Annotated in this window: 12 protein-coding genes; 7 read left to right on the forward strand and 5 right to left on the reverse strand. The window is 64.3% G+C overall.

Annotated elements, in window-relative coordinates:
• Positions 1 to 6: 6 nt before the first annotated feature.
• From sdhA to AX767_RS15280, 4 genes are all read right to left on the reverse strand, one after another.
• Positions 7 to 1,815, reverse strand: a complete 1,809-nt coding sequence (sdhA, locus tag AX767_RS15265) for a succinate dehydrogenase flavoprotein subunit (protein WP_068632111.1) — start codon at positions 1,813 to 1,815, stop codon at positions 7 to 9.
• 4 nt (positions 1,816 to 1,819) lie between these two features.
• On the reverse strand, positions 1,820 to 2,185 hold the full coding sequence (sdhD, locus tag AX767_RS15270; protein ID WP_068632112.1) for a succinate dehydrogenase, hydrophobic membrane anchor protein: 366 nt from the start codon (positions 2,183 to 2,185) through the stop codon (positions 1,820 to 1,822).
• Positions 2,186 to 2,195: 10 nt separating this feature from the next.
• Entirely contained in the window at positions 2,196 to 2,642 is a 447-nt protein-coding gene (gene sdhC / locus AX767_RS15275; protein ID WP_068632113.1) for a succinate dehydrogenase, cytochrome b556 subunit, read from the reverse strand.
• Positions 2,643 to 2,852: 210 nt separating this feature from the next.
• Positions 2,853 to 3,611 (reverse strand): GntR family transcriptional regulator, encoded by a 759-nt coding sequence (locus AX767_RS15280; RefSeq protein WP_068632114.1) that lies wholly within the window; start codon positions 3,609 to 3,611, stop codon positions 2,853 to 2,855.
• A 114-nt stretch (positions 3,612 to 3,725) separates the two neighbouring features.
• On the opposite strand from AX767_RS15280, the gene AX767_RS15285 reads away from it, so the two are divergent.
• The 5 genes from AX767_RS15285 (at position 3,726) to AX767_RS15305 (ending at position 9,739) form a co-directional block, all read left to right on the forward strand.
• Positions 3,726 to 4,715, forward strand: a complete 990-nt coding sequence (locus tag AX767_RS15285) for a malate dehydrogenase (protein ID WP_068632115.1) — start codon at positions 3,726 to 3,728, stop codon at positions 4,713 to 4,715.
• 13 nt (positions 4,716 to 4,728) lie between these two features.
• Positions 4,729 to 5,511, forward strand: a complete 783-nt coding sequence (tam, locus tag AX767_RS15290) for a trans-aconitate 2-methyltransferase (RefSeq protein WP_068632116.1) — start codon at positions 4,729 to 4,731, stop codon at positions 5,509 to 5,511.
• Positions 5,508 to 6,515 carry an HpcH/HpaI aldolase/citrate lyase family protein gene (locus AX767_RS15295; RefSeq protein ID WP_068632117.1) on the forward strand — a complete coding sequence of 336 codons (1,008 nt, stop codon included), beginning with the start codon at positions 5,508 to 5,510 and terminating at the stop codon, positions 6,513 to 6,515. The genes tam and AX767_RS15295 overlap by 4 nt, the downstream gene beginning before the upstream one ends.
• Positions 6,516 to 6,522: 7 nt before the next feature.
• A complete protein-coding gene (locus AX767_RS15300) occupies positions 6,523 to 7,083 on the forward strand; it encodes a hypothetical protein (RefSeq protein ID WP_068632118.1) in 561 nt (186 codons plus the stop codon).
• A gap of 70 nt (positions 7,084 to 7,153) precedes the next feature.
• Positions 7,154 to 9,739: a bifunctional aconitate hydratase 2/2-methylisocitrate dehydratase gene (locus AX767_RS15305; protein WP_068632119.1), complete on the forward strand. Its 2,586-nt coding sequence runs from the start codon at positions 7,154 to 7,156 to the stop codon at positions 9,737 to 9,739.
• 58 nt (positions 9,740 to 9,797) lie between these two features.
• Here the strand turns inward: AX767_RS15305 and AX767_RS15310 are convergent, their stop codons facing one another.
• Complete coding sequence (locus tag AX767_RS15310; RefSeq protein ID WP_068633759.1) at positions 9,798 to 10,298, reverse strand: pyridoxamine 5'-phosphate oxidase family protein; 501 nt, start codon at positions 10,296 to 10,298, stop codon at positions 9,798 to 9,800.
• A gap of 324 nt (positions 10,299 to 10,622) precedes the next feature.
• Between AX767_RS15310 and AX767_RS21405 the strand changes: the two genes are divergently transcribed.
• Positions 10,623 to 10,760, forward strand: a complete 138-nt coding sequence (locus AX767_RS21405) for a hypothetical protein (protein ID WP_156481050.1) — start codon at positions 10,623 to 10,625, stop codon at positions 10,758 to 10,760.
• Between the two features lie 99 nt (positions 10,761 to 10,859).
• Positions 10,860 to 16,991 carry a tandem-95 repeat protein gene (locus AX767_RS15315; RefSeq protein ID WP_156481051.1) on the forward strand — a complete coding sequence of 2,044 codons (6,132 nt, stop codon included), beginning with the start codon at positions 10,860 to 10,862 and terminating at the stop codon, positions 16,989 to 16,991.
• Positions 16,992 to 18,066: the final 1,075 nt, after the last annotated feature.

Genomic DNA, 18,066 nt, shown 5'->3' on the forward strand with positions numbered 1-18,066 from the left:
ATGTTCTCAGAACGTGCGGACTTTGGGCGGCACGGAGGCGACAGTCAGCGGCTTGAGCTGGACCGGCTTGTAAGACAGGCGGTTCGCTTCGCTGTACCAAAGCGTGTGCTTCATCCATTTGGCGTCGTCGCGGCCGAGTGGTGCGACCGGATCATCGGCCGGGCGCTCGTAGTCTTCGACCGTGTGCGCGCCGCGGCATTCCGTGCGAGCCGCCGCCGACACCATCGTGGCCTGCGCCACTTCGATCAGGTTGTCGACTTCGAGCGCTTCGATGCGCGCGGTGTTGAACACCTTGGACTTGTCTTTCAGCGTGATCGCGTTGACGCGCTCGCGCATCGCGGCGATCTTGGCCACGCCTTCGTCCATCGACGCTTGCTTTCGGAACACGGCGGCGTGCTGCTGCATGACGGTACGGATGTCGTTGGCCACGTCCTGCGCGTATTCGCCCGAGGTCGAGTCTTCAAGCTGGTTCAGACGCTCGAGCGAGCGGTCGGCCGCGTCGGCCGGCAGTGCCTTGTGCTCTTTGAGCTTGTCGTTGAATTCGACGATGTGGTTGCCGGCCGCCTTGCCGAACACCAGCAGGTCGAGCAGCGAGTTGGTGCCCAGGCGGTTCGCGCCATGCACGCTCACGCAGGAGCATTCGCCGACCGCATACAGACCGTTGACCACAGCGCTGTTCTCTTCACCCTTCTGGATGACGACCTGGCCGTTGATGTTGGTCGGGATGCCACCCATCTGGTAATGGATGGTCGGCACGACCGGGATCGGTTCCTTCGTGACGTCGACGTTCGCGAAGTTGATGCCGATCTCGTACACCGACGGCAGGCGCTTGTGGATCGTCTCGGCGCCCAAGTGGTCGAGCTTCATGTGGATGTAGTCCTTGTTGGGACCGCAGCCGCGACCTTCCTTGATCTCCTGGTCCATCGAGCGCGACACGAAGTCGCGCGGTGCCAGGTCCTTCATGGTCGGCGCATAGCGCTCCATGAAGCGCTCGCCGTTGCTGTTGAGCAGGATGGCGCCTTCGCCGCGGCAACCTTCGGTCAGCAGCACGCCCGCGCCGGCCACGCCGGTCGGGTGGAACTGCCAGAACTCCATGTCCTGCAGCGGGATGCCCGAACGCGCCGCCATCCCCAGGCCGTCGCCGGTGTTGATGAAGGCATTGGTCGAAGCCTGGAAGATCCGCCCGGCGCCGCCGGTGGCCAGCAGCACGGTCTTGGCCTGCAGGATGTGCAGGTCGCCGGTTTCCATCTCGAGCGCGGTCACGCCGACCACGTCGCCTTCGTCGTCGCGGATCAGGTCGAGTGCCATCCATTCGACGAAGAACTGTGTGCGAGCCTCGACGTTCTTCTGGTAGAGCGTGTGCAGCATCGCGTGACCGGTGCGGTCGGCTGCGGCGCAAGCGCGCTGCACCGGCTTTTCGCCGTAGTTGGCGGTGTGGCCGCCGAACGGACGCTGGTAGATCGTGCCGTCGGGGTTGCGGTCGAACGGCATGCCGAAATGTTCGAGCTCGTACACCACCTTGGGTGCTTCACGGCACATGTACTCGATCGCATCCTGGTCGCCGAGCCAGTCGGAACCCTTGATCGTGTCGTAGAAGTGGTAGTGCCAGTTGTCTTCGCTCATGTTGCCGAGCGAGGCGCCGATGCCGCCTTGCGCGGCCACCGTGTGCGAGCGCGTCGGAAACACCTTGGACAGCACGGCCACGTTGAGGCCGGCGCGCGCCAGTTGCAGCGAGGCACGCATGCCCGAGCCGCCGGCGCCGACGATGACGACGTCGAACTTGCGCTTGGTGATTTGGTCTTTTGTGTAAGTCATGGGGTCACAGTCTCCAGAGAACCTGGATGGCCCAGCCGGCGCATCCGACAAGCCAGACGATGGTGAAAATTTGGCAAGCGAGGCGGATGGCGACGGGCTGGACGTAGTCCATCCAGATGTCGCGCATGCCGACCCACACGTGGTAGAGCAACGAGGCAATCACGACGAAGGTGAGCACCTTCATCCACTGCGCCGAGAAGATGCCCGCCCACTTGTCGTAGCCGATCGGGCCGCGCGCAAAGAGCACTTGTGCGAGCAGGATGATCGTGAAAAGGGCCATCAGGCCGCCCGTGATGCGCTGGCTGAGCCAGTCGCGAAGTCCGTAGTGCGCGCCGACGACGATGCGCTTGGTGCCGTAGTTCACTGCCATGTCGTGCTCCTCAGTAAGCGCCGAACAGCTTCAGGCCGAGCACGATCGTGAGACCGATGCTGAGCGCGAGCGTGACAATGGCGGAGGTCTTGCCGAACTCCTTGGTGACGGCGGCATGGCTCACGTCCATCCAGAGGTGGCGCAGGCCCGCGATGAAGTGGTGCAAATACGCCCAGATCAGCGCGAGCGCGACGAGCTTGATGAACCAGCCCGGAACGACGCCGATGCCGATATTGAACGCGGCCGTGAAGCGGGCGAACGAGATGTCCGAAGAGATCGAGGTGTCGAACATCCAGATGATGAACGGCAGCAGCAGGAACATCATCGCGCCGCTGACGCGGTGCAGGATCGACACGATGCCGGCCGGCGGGAGCCGGTAGGTCGTCAGATCGGTGAAGGCGTTGATATTGCGAAACTCGCGGCGTTTGGACCGCGAGGCGGAGGCAAGCTCTGTCATGGGGAAAATGGCTTTCGTAGCTTTTCGAGCGGGATGGCTTGTTCGGCTTGTGTTCTTTGCAAGAAATGCAAGGAACGCAAAATTCTATTGCAATGCACCATCACACTGCATGCACCTTGGCGTCAACACAGTGCACTTGCGGGTTGCTATGGTTTTGATAGCTGCTCAAGTCGACGGGACGGGCGCCCACGCGGAGTTTCGTTGCGGAGTTCAGCCGAGTTCGTTTCTGTAATGGTGCGTGTCGGTGCGATAGAGGGCGCGTCGCAGCTCCATTGGTGCGTCGTGGTAAGTGGTGGCGACCCGTTCCACGCTGAGCAGCGGCATGCCGACCGGCACCCCGAGCAGCGCCGCTTGCGCCGCATCGGGCAGCACGGCGCGGATTTTTTCTTCGGCCCGCACCATGCGCACGCCGAACTCGGTTTCGAACAGCGCATACATGGGGCCGCGCCAGGCTCTGAGGCGCTCGGCGGTAAGGCCCTTGAAGGGCGCACCCGGCAGCCACAGGTCTTCGAGGATGGTCGGCACGCCGCCGTAAGCCAGCACGCGTCGCACCTGCAGCACGGCGTCCCCGGTGCGCAGCGCGAGGGCGCGGGCGATGTCGGCCGCGGCGCGCAGGCGCTTGCAGTCGACGATCGTGCGTTCGGCCGGACCTTCGGTGGCGAGGTCGCCGTTATCGGGCACCAGCTTCAGGAACCGGTATTGCACATGCTGTTCGGCATGCGTGGCGACGAACGTGCCCTTGCCCTGGCGACGCACCACCAGGTTTTCGGCGGCCAGTTCGTCGATGGCCTTGCGCACCGTGCCTTGGCTCACCCGGAAACGAGCGGACAGGTCCATTTCGCTGGGAATCGGCTCGCCCGGCTTCCATTCGCCGGCTTGCAGGCTCTGCAGGATCAAGGACTTGATCTGCTGGTAGAGCGGGCTGAAAGACGGCGTCGCGGGTTCGACGATGGCGGTGGGGGCGTTCATAAAGCAATTGGTATCTTATATAAGACATAAGACGGACGCCACCGAAACCGCGAATCGGCATAAAATCCGAGACGTTCCCGACACTGTTTCCTTTCTCACATCTGGAGTTTCCCCATGAGCAAAAAGCCTGTTCGCGTTGCAGTCACCGGTGCCGCCGGTCAAATCGGTTACGCCCTGTTGTTCCGCATCGCCTCCGGCGAAATGCTCGGAAAAGACCAGCCGGTCATCCTGCAACTGCTTGAAATCCCCGACGAGAAGGCCCAGAAGGCGCTCAAGGGCGTGATCATGGAACTTGAAGACTGCGCGTTCCCGCTGCTGGCCGGCGTGATCCCGACGGGCGACCCGCTGGTCGCCTTCAAGGACGCCGACTACGCGCTGCTCGTGGGCTCGCGTCCGCGTGGCCCGGGCATGGAACGTGCCGAATTGCTCGCCGTCAACGGCGCCATCTTCACGGCGCAGGGCAAGGCACTGAACGACGTCGCGAGCCGCAACGTCAAGGTGCTGGTGGTCGGCAACCCGGCCAACACCAACGCCTACATCGCCATGAAGAGCGCACCGGACCTGCCGCGCAAGAACTTCACCGCGATGCTGCGCCTGGACCACAACCGCGCCTTGAGCCAGATCGCCGCCAAGACCGGCACGGCCGTGGCCGACATCGAGAAGCTCACCGTCTGGGGCAACCACTCGCCCACGATGTACGCCGATTACCGCTTCGCTACCGTGGCAGGCAAGAGCGTGAAGGACCTGATCAACGACCAGGTCTGGAACGCAGACACCTTCCTGCCGACCGTCGGCAAGCGCGGCGCGGCCATCATCGAGGCGCGTGGCCTGTCGTCGGCGGCGTCGGCTGCCAATGCTGCCATCGACCACATGCGCGACTGGGCGCTCGGCACCCACGGCAAGTGGGTCACGATGGGCATCCCGTCGGACGGCCAGTACGGCATTCCGAAGGACGTCATGTTCGGCTTTCCGGTCACCACCGAAAACGGCGAATACAAAATCGTCGAAGGCCTCGACATCGACGCATTCAGCCAGGAACGCATCGACAAGACGCTCAAAGAACTGACCGACGAGCAAGCTGGCGTCGCGCACCTCATCAAGTAAGCGGCCGCTGCCCATGCTCGACTGGAATCCTGCGCTCTACCGTCGTTACGAGGACGAGCGCACGCGCCCCGCACACGAACTGCTGGCGCGCGTTCCGCTGACCAAGGCGACCCGCGTGGTCGACCTCGGCTGCGGTCCGGGCAATTCCACCGAGCTGCTGGTGCAGCGCTTTCCCGGTGCCGACGTGCTCGGCACCGACAACTCCGAAGCCATGCTGCTCAGTGCGCGCGAGAGGCTGCCGCAGGCGCGCTTCGAGTTCGGCGACATCGCCACCTGGGCGCCCGCGTCGGCCGACGCGGCGCCCGACCTCATCTACGCCAACGCAGCCTTGCAATGGGTGCCCGATCACGAATCGCTGATCCCGCGCCTGTTCGCCGCGTTGGCACCGGGTGGCGTGCTCGCCATCCAGATGCCCGACAACCGCCAGGAACCGACGCATCGCCTGATGCGCGAAGTGGCCGCAGAGGCACCATGGGCCGAGCCCATCGGCGATGCCGAGCGCCTGCGCACCGAATTGCTCGGTATCGGCGGCTACTACGACCTGCTCGCGCCTGTGGCGGCGAGGGTCGATGTCTGGCACACCGTTTACCAGCACCCGATGGCGTCTGCCGTGGCCATTGTCGAGTGGGTGCGCAGCACGGGGCTCAAACCCTTCGTCGATCGCCTGTCGCCAAACCTGCAGGCGAGTTATCTCGCCGAATATGAGGCGCGTGTCGCGCAGGCCTACCCGGCGCGGACCGACGGCAAATTGCTGTTGGCATTTCCGCGCATGTTCATCGTGGCGCAAAAGGCATGAGCGCCGTTGTTCGCCCGGGTGACGTGCTGCTCGGCGCGCAGGCGGGCGCCGTCTTGTTGCCGGTCTGCGACCACTACAGCGGCGTCGAAGCCCGAATGAAAAAGAGCCTGGCGCTGCAGGCGGAGATGGCCGAAGAATTCGGTGCCTGCGTGTTCGACGTCACGCTCGATTGCGAAGACGGCGCGCCGGTGGGCGGCGAGGCCGATCACGCTGCGTTGGTCACTGAACTGGCGTTGGGCGCGCGGCCGGGCATGCGCGTCGGCGTCCGGGTGCATCCCGTCGACCATCCGGCGTTCGCGGGCGACGTGGTCACCATCGCGGGCCGCGCCGGCGCGCGGCTCAGTCACCTCATGGTGCCCAAGGTGGACACGCTCGCCGACGTGCTGCAGGCGGTCGAGGCGCTCGATGCGGCCGATGCCGAAGCGCTGCCGTTGCACGTGCTCATCGAGTCGCCGCTGGCAGTGCACAACGCCTTCGAGATCGCGGCGCACCCGCGCGTTCAGTCGCTCAGCTTCGGCCTGATGGATTTCGTGTCGGCGCACGCCGGTGCGATTCCAGCCGACGGCATGGGCGCGACGGGCCAGTTCACCCATCCGCTCGTGGTGCGCGCCAAGCTCGCCATCGCGTCGGCCGCGCATGCGTACGGCAAGGTGCCGTCGCACTGCGTCGTGACCGAGTTCAGCGACGTGGACGCCATGCGCGGTGCCGCGCACAAGGCGGCGAGCCAGTTCGGCTACACGCGGATGTGGAGCATCCATCCCGCGCAGATCCGCCCGATCCTCGAAGCTTTCGCGCCGGACGAGGAACAGATTCACATTGCTACAAAAATCATAGCTGCTGGCGCCCATGCGGGTTGGGCGCCTGTGAGTTTTGATGGCACATTGCACGACCGCGCCAGCTATCGCCATTTTTGGCAAGTGCTGACACGCGCGCACGCCACAGGGCGCGCGCTGCCGAACGAGGCCCTGGCCTGGTTCGACACCCTCAGAAACCCAACATCCTAGGAAACCCATGAAGCACATCGCATTGATCGCCGCCGTGGCACTGGCCCTGCCATTCGCCGCGACCGCACAAACTACCAAGCCGGCTGCAAAGGCTGCTGCCAAGAGCACGGCTGCGAAGCCGGCGCCCAAGAAGCGCCAGGTGACGCGCAAGGCGGCCAAGGCCGTCGAAGAAGTGACCCCGATCGGCAATGAAGTCGACGTCGCACTGACCGAGGCCGACCTCGCCGTCGCCAAGCGCGTGTCGCTCGGCAAGGCCCAGTGCGAACTCGGCGCCGACGTGACTGTCACCGCCGACGAAAAGAAGCCCGGATACTTCACCGTCACGACCAAGGGCCAGCGCTACCGCATGCACCCGGTCGAAAGCCGCACCGGCGCCATCCGCCTCGAAGACCCACGTGTTGGCGCCATGTGGCTGCAGCTCGGCAACAAGTCGATGCTGATGAACCAGAAGCAGGGCCTGCGCATCGCCGACGAATGCCAGACCGCCGAGCAGGTCGCCTTTGCCGCCGAAATGAAGAAGAACCCGCCGAAAGACCTGTTCGAAGGTGCCGACGCACCGAAGAAGTAAGTCATCAAGTCAGGGCGCGGCTCTTGCTTGCAGCAGGAGCCGCCCCGTTTCAGTTTCTGGAGAAAAGAAGATGTTGCAAGCCTACGCTGACCATGTTGCCGAACGCGCCGCGCTCGGCATTCCCCCGCTGCCCTTGTCGGCCAAACAGACCGCCGAGGTGATCGAGCTGATGAAGGCCGCCACGCCGGAAAACGGCGAGCTGCTGCTCAACCTCATCACCTACCGGGTGCCGGCTGGTGTCGACGATGCAGCGAAGGTCAAGGCCAGCTACCTGGCGGCCGTGGCCCATGGCACCGAGAAGACCCCGCTGCTCACCCGCGCCCGCGCGACGGAGCTGTTGGGCACCATGCTCGGCGGCTACAACATCAGCCCGATGATCGACCTGCTCGACGATGCCGAAGTCGGCGCGGTGGCGGCCGAGGGCCTCAAGAAGACGCTGCTGATGTTCGACCAGTTCCACGACGTCAAGGAAAAGGCCGACAAGGGCAATGCCAACGCCATCGCCGTGCTGCAGAGCTGGGCCGATGCCGAATGGTTCACCAGCCGGCCCGAAGTGCCGCAAAGCATCACCGTCAGCATCTTCAAGGTGGCGGGCGAAATCAACACCGACGACCTGTCGCCCGCACCCGATGCGACGACGCGCCCCGACATTCCGATGCACGCCCTGGCGATGCACAAGAACGCGCGTCCCGGCATCGTGCCCGAAGAAGACGGCAAGCGCGGCCCGGTGAAGTTCATCGAAGACCTGCGCGCACGCGGCCATCTGGTGGCCTACGCGGGCGACGTGGTCGGCACCGGTTCGTCGCGCAAGAGCGCCACCAACTCCGTGCTGTGGTTCACCGGCGAAGACATCCCGTTCGTGCCGAACAAGCGTTTCGGCGGCGTCTGCCTGGGCGGCAAGATCGCGCCGATTTTCTACAACACGATGGAAGACTCGGGCGCGCTGCCGATCGAGCTCGACGTGAGCCAGATGGAGATGGGCGACGTGGTCGAGCTGCGTCCCTACGACGGCAAGGCATTGAAGGACGGCCAGGTCATTGCCGAGTTCACGGTCAAGAGCGACGTGCTGTTCGACGAAGTGCGCGCCGGTGGCCGCATCCCGCTGATCATCGGGCGCGGCCTCACCACCAAGGCGCGCGAGGCGCTGGGCCTGCCCGTCTCGACGCTGTTCCGCCTGCCGGTCAGCCCGGTCGACACCAAGAAGGGCTTCTCGCTCGCGCAGAAGATGGTCGGACGCGCCTGCGGCCTGCCCGAAGGCATGGGCGTGCGCCCCGGCACCTACTGCGAACCGAAGATGACCAGCGTGGGTTCGCAGGACACCACCGGCCCGATGACGCGCGACGAGCTGAAAGACCTGGCCTGCCTGGGTTTCTCGGCCGACCTCGTCATGCAGTCGTTCTGCCACACGGCGGCGTACCCGAAGAAGGTCGACGTCAAGATGCACCACGAGCTGCCCGACTTCATGGCGACCCGCGGCGGCGTGTCGCTGCGCCCGGGCGACGGCGTGATCCACAGCTGGCTCAACCGCCTGCTGACGCCCGACACCGTCGGCACCGGCGGCGACAGCCACACGCGTTTCCCGATCGGCATCAGCTTCCCGGCCGGCTCCGGCCTGGTGGCTTTCGCGGCGGCCACCGGCGTCATGCCGCTCGACATGCCCGAATCGGTGCTGGTGCGCTTCAAGGGAAAGATGCAGCCGGGCGTCACCCTGCGTGACCTGGTCAATGCGATCCCGCTCTACGCGATCAAGTCGGGTCTCCTGACGGTCGCCAAGCAGAACAAGGTCAACATTTTCTCGGGCCGCATCCTCGAGATCGAAGGCTTGCCCGACCTCAAGGTGGAACAGGCTTTCGAACTGAGCGACGCCTCGGCCGAACGCTCGGCCGCCGGCTGCACGGTGCACCTGAACAAGGAACCGATCATCGAGTACATCAACAGCAACATCACGCTGATGAAGTGGATGATCGCCGAGGGCTACGCCGACGCACGCACGCTGGCCCGCCGCATCGCCGCGCAGGAAGCCTGGCTGAAGAACCCCGCATTGCTCAAGGGCGACGACGATGCCGACTACGCAGCCGTCATCGAGATCGACCTCGCCGACATCCACGAGCCCATCTGCGCTTGCCCCAACGACCCCGACGACGTGAAGACGCTGAGCGAAGTGGCGGGCGTGAAGATCGACGAAGTGTTCATCGGCTCCTGCATGACCAACATCGGCCACTTCCGCGCCGCGTCGAAATTGCTCGAAGGCAAGCGCGACATCCCGGTCAAGCTGTGGATCGCACCGCCAACCAAGATGGACGCGCAGCAGCTCACCGAAGAAGGCCACTACGGCGTGTTCGGCAATGCCGGCGCGCGCACCGAAATGCCGGGCTGCTCGCTGTGCATGGGCAACCAGGCGCAGGTGCGCGAAGGTGCGACCGTCATGTCGACCAGCACGCGCAACTTCCCGAACCGCCTGGGCAAGAACTCCAACGTGTACCTCGGCAGCGCCGAGCTCGCCGCAATCTGCTCGCGCCTGGGTCGCATCCCGACGAAAGAGGAGTACATGGCCAGCGTCGGCGTGCTCGACGCGTCCAGCGCGCAGATCTACCAGTACCTGAACTTCGACAAGATCGACGAGTACAAGGACATCGCCGACGGCGTGGCTGCCTGAGCCCTGGCCCCGGTTCACGCCGCCCCAAAAAAACCCCGCAGTGCGGGGTTTTTTTCGTTCAGCTCACATTGAGCTTCTTGTGCTCGCCAAGGTCTTTCGGCGTCTCGCCGGTGATGGCCGCCTTGGCCATCTTGAACAGCTGCACCATCTTGCTGTCGTCGACGTCCCAATACTCGGCTTCGACGATCTTGACGGCGAGCAAGCCGAGGTTCGGGTCGGTCACGCCGGCCGGGAACCAGGCCTTGGCCATCGGGTTGAACAGTTCTTCCTTCTTGGCCTGGTCTTCGAGCAGGCTGGCCTGGCCGGTCACCGAGACATAGCTGTCGGCATCGGTGTTCGCGTAGGCCACGTTCACGCTCGCGTCGCTCGCCACATGGCGCGCAATCTCGCCGTTCTTAGGGATGAAGAAATAGAGCGTCGCGCCTTCGTCGACTTTCTTGTTCTGCGTCGTCAGTGGATGGCTGTGCAACTGACCATCGCTGTGGCGATGCGTCAGCATGCCGAAGCGCGTGTCCTTGATCAGGTCGAAGAGTTTTTCGTGTTCGTTGGAAGCAGCCATGGCGGGTGTCTTTTTCATTTGTTGAAGAAGCGATCAGCCTAGAAGGCGGGGGCGGCCTGCGCACGGCGGAACGCCTCAAACCGATGTCGTCCTAATCCGACGGTAATTGCCGGTCAGATGGTAAACAAGTTACTTTTTTTGCCAATTTCTCATCTTTTCAGCGCGCAAATCGAGCGCACGCGGGCGCGTAAGACGGAGCGCCGAATACCTCCGTTAACATTGTCAGAAGCTATTCACATTTGAAAAGTTTCTTGTAATTCGAAAGGGTTACAGGAACGCAAGGACTCATCGAGACATGCCTCCTCCGTTTGCAAACCGGCTGCAATGCTGCGCCCGCGGTCCCACTGGCTCGCGCTCGAGAGCCGAAAGTTGTTCGATGGCGCAGCGCTCGTCGAAGCGGCGCATGCCGCGCCGGCCCGCGTCGAAGCACTGAACCCGGCGGCCGCAACAACCGACGTGTGAAAGCGAAGCCAGGATCGCGCATGCGATCTGGCCGCAACAGACTCTTCTGCCTACTAACCCCAACCATTCGAGAAGCCTCCCAAGGCGTTGAAATCAATCATGGAATCTGTGTACAAGTCAGGCGGAAGCGCTCGCCAACCGAATCAACAAGGCGCCCTGGACCTTGATCGGCCGTCCGTCATTTCCCTGAAGATTGCGCCCGAGGCCGTGGCCAGGTACGAGCGCCGCGGCGACGACTTGGTCCTGGTGTTGCGCAACGGCAAAGAAGTCGCTGTGCAGGGCTTCTTTACCCAGTACGAGGGCGAAGGTCGCAACGATCTCGTTCTGGAAGACGCGAACGGCGTCCTGTGGTGGGGGCAGTACACCTCGCCGTGGAGCGAATTCCATTTCACCGAGATCGAATGGGACGATATAGCCCCGCTGTGGCTGCCGCCCTGGCTGATCGCCGGCCTGGGTGTGCTGGGTCTGGCGGCCGCCGCGGGCGGTGGCGGTGGCGGCGGTGGTGGCGGAGGCGGCTTCATTCCGGTTCCGCCTGTGGCCAATCGCCCGCCCGAGGCGCCGGACCACAAGCACACCATCGCCGAAGACGGCGTGGTCACGGGCCGCATTGGCGGCACCGACCGCGACGGCGACGCGCTCAAGTACACGCTCGTCACGCCGCCGGGCCACGGCACGCTGGTCATCAACCCCGACGGCAGCTACACCTTCACACCTGAACCCAACTACAGCGGTCCCGACCAGTTCGTCGTGACCGTGGACGACGGTAAGGGCGGCACGACCACCAGCACGGTGGTAATCGACATCACTCCCGTGAACGATGCTCCGGGGCCCGTGGGTGCGATCCCGAACCAGACAGGTGCAGACGCGGAAGGCGGCGTCAATGTACCCACCGCCGGCGGGTTCACCGACGTGGACGGCGATACGCTGACTTACACCGCCACGGGCCTGCCGCCCGGGCTGACCATCGACCCCATCACGGGCGTGATCAGCGGCACGATCGACCCTTCGGCCAGCACGGATGGCCCGTACACCGTGACGGTGACGGCGACCGACCCGGACGGCGAGAGCACCGACCAGACCTTCACTTGGACGGTGACCAATCCGGCGCCAGAGGCCAGCGACGACGCGGCCACGACCAATGAAGACACACCCGTCAGTGGCAACGTCCTGACCGGCGCCGGCGCCGGCGCCGGCGACCAAGCCGATACGGACCCCGATGGCGACGCGCTGGTGGTGACGCAGTTCCAAGTGAATGGAGAGACTTACACCGCGGGCGCTACGGCCACGATCGCAGGCGTCGGCACGCTGGTGCTGGGCAGCGACGGCGCCTACACTTTCACGCCTGAAGCCAACTGGAACGGCACCATACCGACGGTGACCTACACGATCAGCGACGGCGAGGGCGGCACGGACACAGCTGTCCTGGCCATCACCGTCAACCCGGTGATCGACCTGGTGGCGGCCGATGACAGCAACACCACCAACGAAGACACGCCAGTCAGCGGTACGGTGGTGACCAACGACAGCACCACCAGCGGCGGCACGTTGACTTTTGTCAAGGAAACCGACCCGGCAAACGGCTCGGTGGTCGTGAACCCGAACGGCACTTACACCTACACGCCTAACACCAACTTCAACGGCACCGACAGCTTCACCTACACGGTGACCGATGCCAATTCGGGCGAAAGCTTGACCCGGACGGTGAACATCACCGTCAACCCGGTGGTCGACCTTGCGGCAGGCGACGACAGCGCTGTCACCAACGAAGACACGCCGGTCACCAGCACGGTGGTGAACAACGACAGCACCACCAGCGGGGGCACGCTGACCTTCGTCAAGGCAACCGACCCGGCAAACGGCTCGGTGGTCGTGAACCCGAACGGCACTTACACCTACACGCCTAACACCAACTTCAACGGCACCGACAGCTTCACCTACACGGTGACCGATGCCAATTCAGGCGAAAGCTTGACCCGGACGGTGACAATCACCGTCAACCCGGGCAACGACGCGCCCGTGATCGTCGGGGGCGCGCAGGCCGGCACGGTGGTCGAGGCCGGCAACGAAGATGACGGCACGGTTGTGAACGGCGCCCCCAATGCCGGGGGTGCCTTCACAGCCACCGACGTCGACAGCGACGTCGCAAATCAGGTCTGGTCTGTGGTGGGCACGCCCAACGCCACCTATGGCAACTTCGCCCTCAATGCGTCCGGCGCCTGGACATACACGCTGGACAACAGCTTGCCCGCAACCCAGGCGCTCAAAGAAGGCCAGGAAGTTCCCTTGACGTTCACGGTCCAGGTGGCCGACGGCAACGGCGGCACGGCGCAGCAGACTGTGACCATCAACATCACCGGAAAAAACGATGTGCCTGTGGCGGTGGCCGACACGGCCACGGTCAAGGAATCGGGTGTTCAAAACGGCGGCAACACGGGTGAAGCCGGCGCGCCTACAGCCGGCGGCAACGTGCTGACCAACGACACCGACGTGGACGATGGCGAGAAGGCCACGCTGGCCGTCTCGGCGGTGGGCTTCGGTGGCACGACCGGCGCTCTGGGTGCCGCACTGTCGGGCACCTACGGAAGCCTGGTGCTCAATGCCAACGGCACGTACACATACACGCTGGACAACAGCCTGCCCGCCACGCAGCAACTGGCGCAGGGCGCCAGCGCGACGGAAGTGTTCAGCTACACCACCGTGGACGCGTTCGGTGCCAGCAGCACCAGCACGCTGACCGTGACGGTCACGGGCACCAATGACCAGCCGCTCATTACATCCAATGCGGCCTCCGCGCTGGGGATTGTGACGGAGCAAGGGACTGTCAACCCAAGTGCCGTATCCACCGTCAGCGGTACGCTGACAGCGAGCGATGCAGACACGGGCGCGACTCAGGCCTGGAGCATCCCGGGTACCTTGAACGGCGTCTACGGCACGATCAGCATCAACGCGACCACGGGCGTGTGGACCTACACGCTGGATAACACCCGCCCTGCCACGCAAGCACTCAACGATGGCGACAACCCGACGGAAGAATTTACCGCCCGCGTGATCGACCAGCACGGCGCCTTTAGCGATCAGGTCATCACCGTCACCGTGAATGGCAGCAATGACGACGTGACCGGGGTAAACGCCGTCGTCCTCTTGCTGGAAGACCCGTCAGGCGGCGCCCAAACCGGTACGCTCCAGATTTACGTGTCCGATCCGGACGACGTTATCGAATTGGTGAGCTTTACGGTCGCTGGCCAAGCCACGACCCATCAACCAGGCGATGTCGTGATCATCGACGGCGTGGGCGCATTGACCATCGCCCTCAACGGTGACTACGTCTTCACCCCGCTGCCCAACTACTCGGGCGCGGTGCCGGTTATCACCTACACGATGGTGGAGGTCGAGGGTGGCCAGCCGATCACCCAGACGCTAACCTTCCAGATCACGCCGGTGTCCGACGCACCGAACATGGCTGACGACAAAGCGCTCGTCGTCAACGAAGACGCGTCCATTGCGCTGGCCCTCACGGTGCCGGTCATCACCGACAACACCGACCAAAACGGAACAGGCACGGGCGACGCACCGGAACGCCTGGGGGCCATCACACTCACGGCGGGCGGCGCTGGCGCAGCGGGTGCGACCTTCACCACCACCATCAACGGCACGCCGACCACGCTGGCGCCAGTGGGCGGGGTGATCAAAATCGTCATCACCGACACCGCCGGCTCGACCACGCCGAGCAGCCTGCACGTGACCGGCGACGCCACTCTGGTGCCCACGGCCGGCACCGCTGGCGTTTACTACCTGACCGCAACTGAGTACGCGGCGATCACGGCTCAACCGGCAGCAGAGACCCATCAGAACTTCACCGTCACCGTTGGCGCAACCAGCTACGAAGTCAATGCCGCGGGCGTCAAGATTCCGGCCGTGGCCGGCGCGTCCAGCTCTCAGGTCGTCACCGTCGACGTTCAGGCGGTCACCGACGGAGCGACGTTGGCCATTAGCAGCAGCAACCCGCCGGCGTTTGCCGAAGACACGACGATCAACCTGTCGACCTATCTGACCGCCACGCTGGCGAGCACCGATGCCAACGGCGGCAACGACACCGACGGCAGCGAAACCTACTGGTACACCGTCGATGGCCTGCCGCCCGGAACGGTCGTCAACATCAATGGCGCCGACTACACCGCCAACGGGACAGGCATGGTGACGTCCGCGGCCAGCGCCACCTTCACGGCCCCGCCGAGCATCACCATCAAGCCGCCAGCCAATTTCAGCGGGCAGATCAACGGCATCACGATCACGCTGAATTCGAAGGACATCGACGGCGATTCGATTCACATCCCCACCACCGTCACCAGCGCCGTCACGCTGGATCTCGTCGTCACGCCGGTGGCCGGCGACGTGGCGGTCGATCCCGCGACAACTGCTGAAGACACGGCCGTGGCCTTCCTGGCCGGCGTGCGGGTGACCGACACCGGAACGAACGGCACTGAGGTCATCAACTCGGTGTCGTTCGATGTGCCCACGGGCTGGACGCTGACGACAATCCCGACCGTCACCGGCATGACTGTGACCGGTGGACCCACCGGCTCGGTGGCCATCACCTTCACGGGCATGAACCAGGCGGACATCGAAGCGGCGCTCGACGGCTTCAGGATCCTGCCGCCTGCCCACAGCAGCGCGGATGTAAACATCACCCTCAGCATCGTCACCACCGACACCAACGGCACCGGCACCAGCACGGTCACCAGCACCCCAACGCTGAAGATCACCGTCACACCGGTGGCGGAGCAAGTGGAAACGGACAGCGATGGTGCCAACGGCAACGACGTCACCATCAATGGCGACCACCCCTACGGCACTGCTGGCGCGGAAGACCAGTGGTTCGCACTGGGCACCAATGCCACCGACGCCACGGGTGGTGGTTGGACAGGCCTGGGAGCACCGGGTGTATGGACCAACGAGGACCCCGACGAGTCCACCTTCGCCGTCCTCACGCCGGTTCTGAGTTCGGGCACGACTGGCGAAACCGCCAGTGGCTCCGTGTTCCGCTACTACGACGGCACGACATGGCACAGCGTGACCTACACCACGGGTTCACCAGCGTGGATTCCGTCGCGGTTCCTGGACACGTTGCAGTTCAAGGCCCCACCCAATGTGTCGGGTACCTTCAACATCGCGGTTCAGGCCGGCACGGTGGACTATGACGATGACAGCACAGCTGTCGTCGATCCGTTGAACCCACCGACCGTCAGCGGGCCCGGCGTGAGCGTCGCGGTCAGCGGCACTGCGTTGTTGAGCACCATCAAAATCGACCCTGTCGCCGACCCCGTGACCATGGCTGTGAACGGCCGTGCCAGCGGCCTGGAAGACACCGACATCGCGTTGGTGATCCGCACCACAAGCGTCGACCCGTCGGAGACGTTCAACGTAACCATCGCCGCTATTCCAGTGGGCGCGACGATCACCTATGGCTCGGGTACAGGTGCCATTACCTTCACGGCGACCACAGGCCAAACCAGCTTCACGATCCAGAATTTCAACAACGCGGCACCGATGAGCATCAAGCCGCCGCTGAACAGCAACGTGGACTTCGCGCTGAACGTCACGGCCGTTTCGGTGGACGGCGCTTCGACATCGGCGCCTGCGGCCACCCGAGCCATCCAGGTCAGCGTGGAAGGCGTGGCCGACGAAGCCACGGTGACCCTCACCCCGGCGAAAATCTACACCGAGGCGCAGCTGGATGCTGGCACCACCGTCATCAAGCTGTCGGATCTGGTGACCAACGTGGTGACCCCTGATGCCGATGGTTCGGAAACCGTGAGTGTGCGCATCACCGGCCTGCCGGAAGGCTTCACGCTGACGGGTGCGACCCTGTTGCAGGGTGGCACTGGCACCGAGCGCGTGTGGACGTTGCCCGCCACTCAGATGGGCAATGTCGAGATCAAGGCACCCGCCAATTACAGCGGGCCCGTCACGCTGCAGGTTGCCGGTGTCACCACCGAGAACGATGGCGATTCCAGGACTGGCACGCCGGTGGCTGTCAGCTTCACCGTCACGCCGTCCGCTGAAGCACCGCGACCACCAGCGCCACGCTGGTGGAGGACGTGCTCAAGCCGCTGGATTTGGGGATCGTTCAGCAGAACGGTGACGCCGACGAGGAATTGGGCCGAGTGTTCATCGCGGTCGGCGCAGCCACGGGGCCGGGATACGTTCTGTACTTTGGCAATCAACCAATAGCCGCTGCGGGCCTTGCCACCCAGACCATCGATAGCGTGAGCTATTACGTCATACCGGCCGGTCAGGCGGGACAACTGGGCGCACTGGGCAGCGCGCACCTTGATGGGAACCTGGGCGCGTTCGACTTCAAATACGAAGTCATCGACAGCGCCTATGGTTTGACCCCCGCCGGTTCAATCGACACGGTCCTCAAGGACGGCACCCTCACCTTGAGTGCCACCCCCGTCACCGACGCCGTGAACTTGTCCATCACGGGCATCAGCGGTGCGGCTTCGATCAGCGATGAAGTGCAGGGCGACGACGCGAACCCCGACACCGCCGTTGTGGACGCGGCCGGCACCACTGTCACCGTCAACCTGAACATCGCCTCGGTGGACTACGACGGCAGCGAGCGAGTCATGCGCGTGCTGATCGAGGGCGTGCCCGACGGTGTGACGGTGAACGCGCCGGTGAATGGCCAGGCGCAACAGGTCGGGATCGGCACCTGGGTGCTGGTGTTCGCTGCTAACGCACTGCCAATCAACGCGGCGGGCGGCATCACGCTCGGTGTCCAGTTCTTGACGGGCGTGGATGTGGCGCAGGCTACACACCCGATCACCATGACCGTGCAGACGCAGGACCGTGGTGCGGTGACTTCCGGTCAGGCGCAGGATTCGGTGACCTGGAATCTGGTGACGACTTACGATGGAGCCGGTGAAAGTCTGCCGCCGACGATCGACCAGTGGGTGTACAACGGCGCGGACGTCAACGAGGATCTGACCTTCTCGCTGTCCGACGTGGTCGACGCCCAAGTCACCGTGGTAGACGTCAGTGTTCCCAACATCTTCACCGTCAGCCTCACCGATCTGCCGGAAGGCACGCAGGTCCAGGGCATGGTGCTGACCTCGGTCAACGGCGTGCCGACCTGGACGGCCACGGTGGTCGTGCCGGCGGGCGCCAATGATGCAGCGGTCGAACTTGCGCTGGAAGGCCTGCTGAACGGCATCCAGATCACGCCACCGCCCAACAGCAACGAGAACAACGCGGAGGATGCGTTCAACTTCAACGCCACGCTCACGGCCTCGGCGCAGGGCAG

Source organism: Variovorax sp. PAMC 28711 (genome assembly GCF_001577265.1).
Classification (GTDB): Bacteria; Pseudomonadota; Gammaproteobacteria; order Burkholderiales; family Burkholderiaceae_C; genus Variovorax.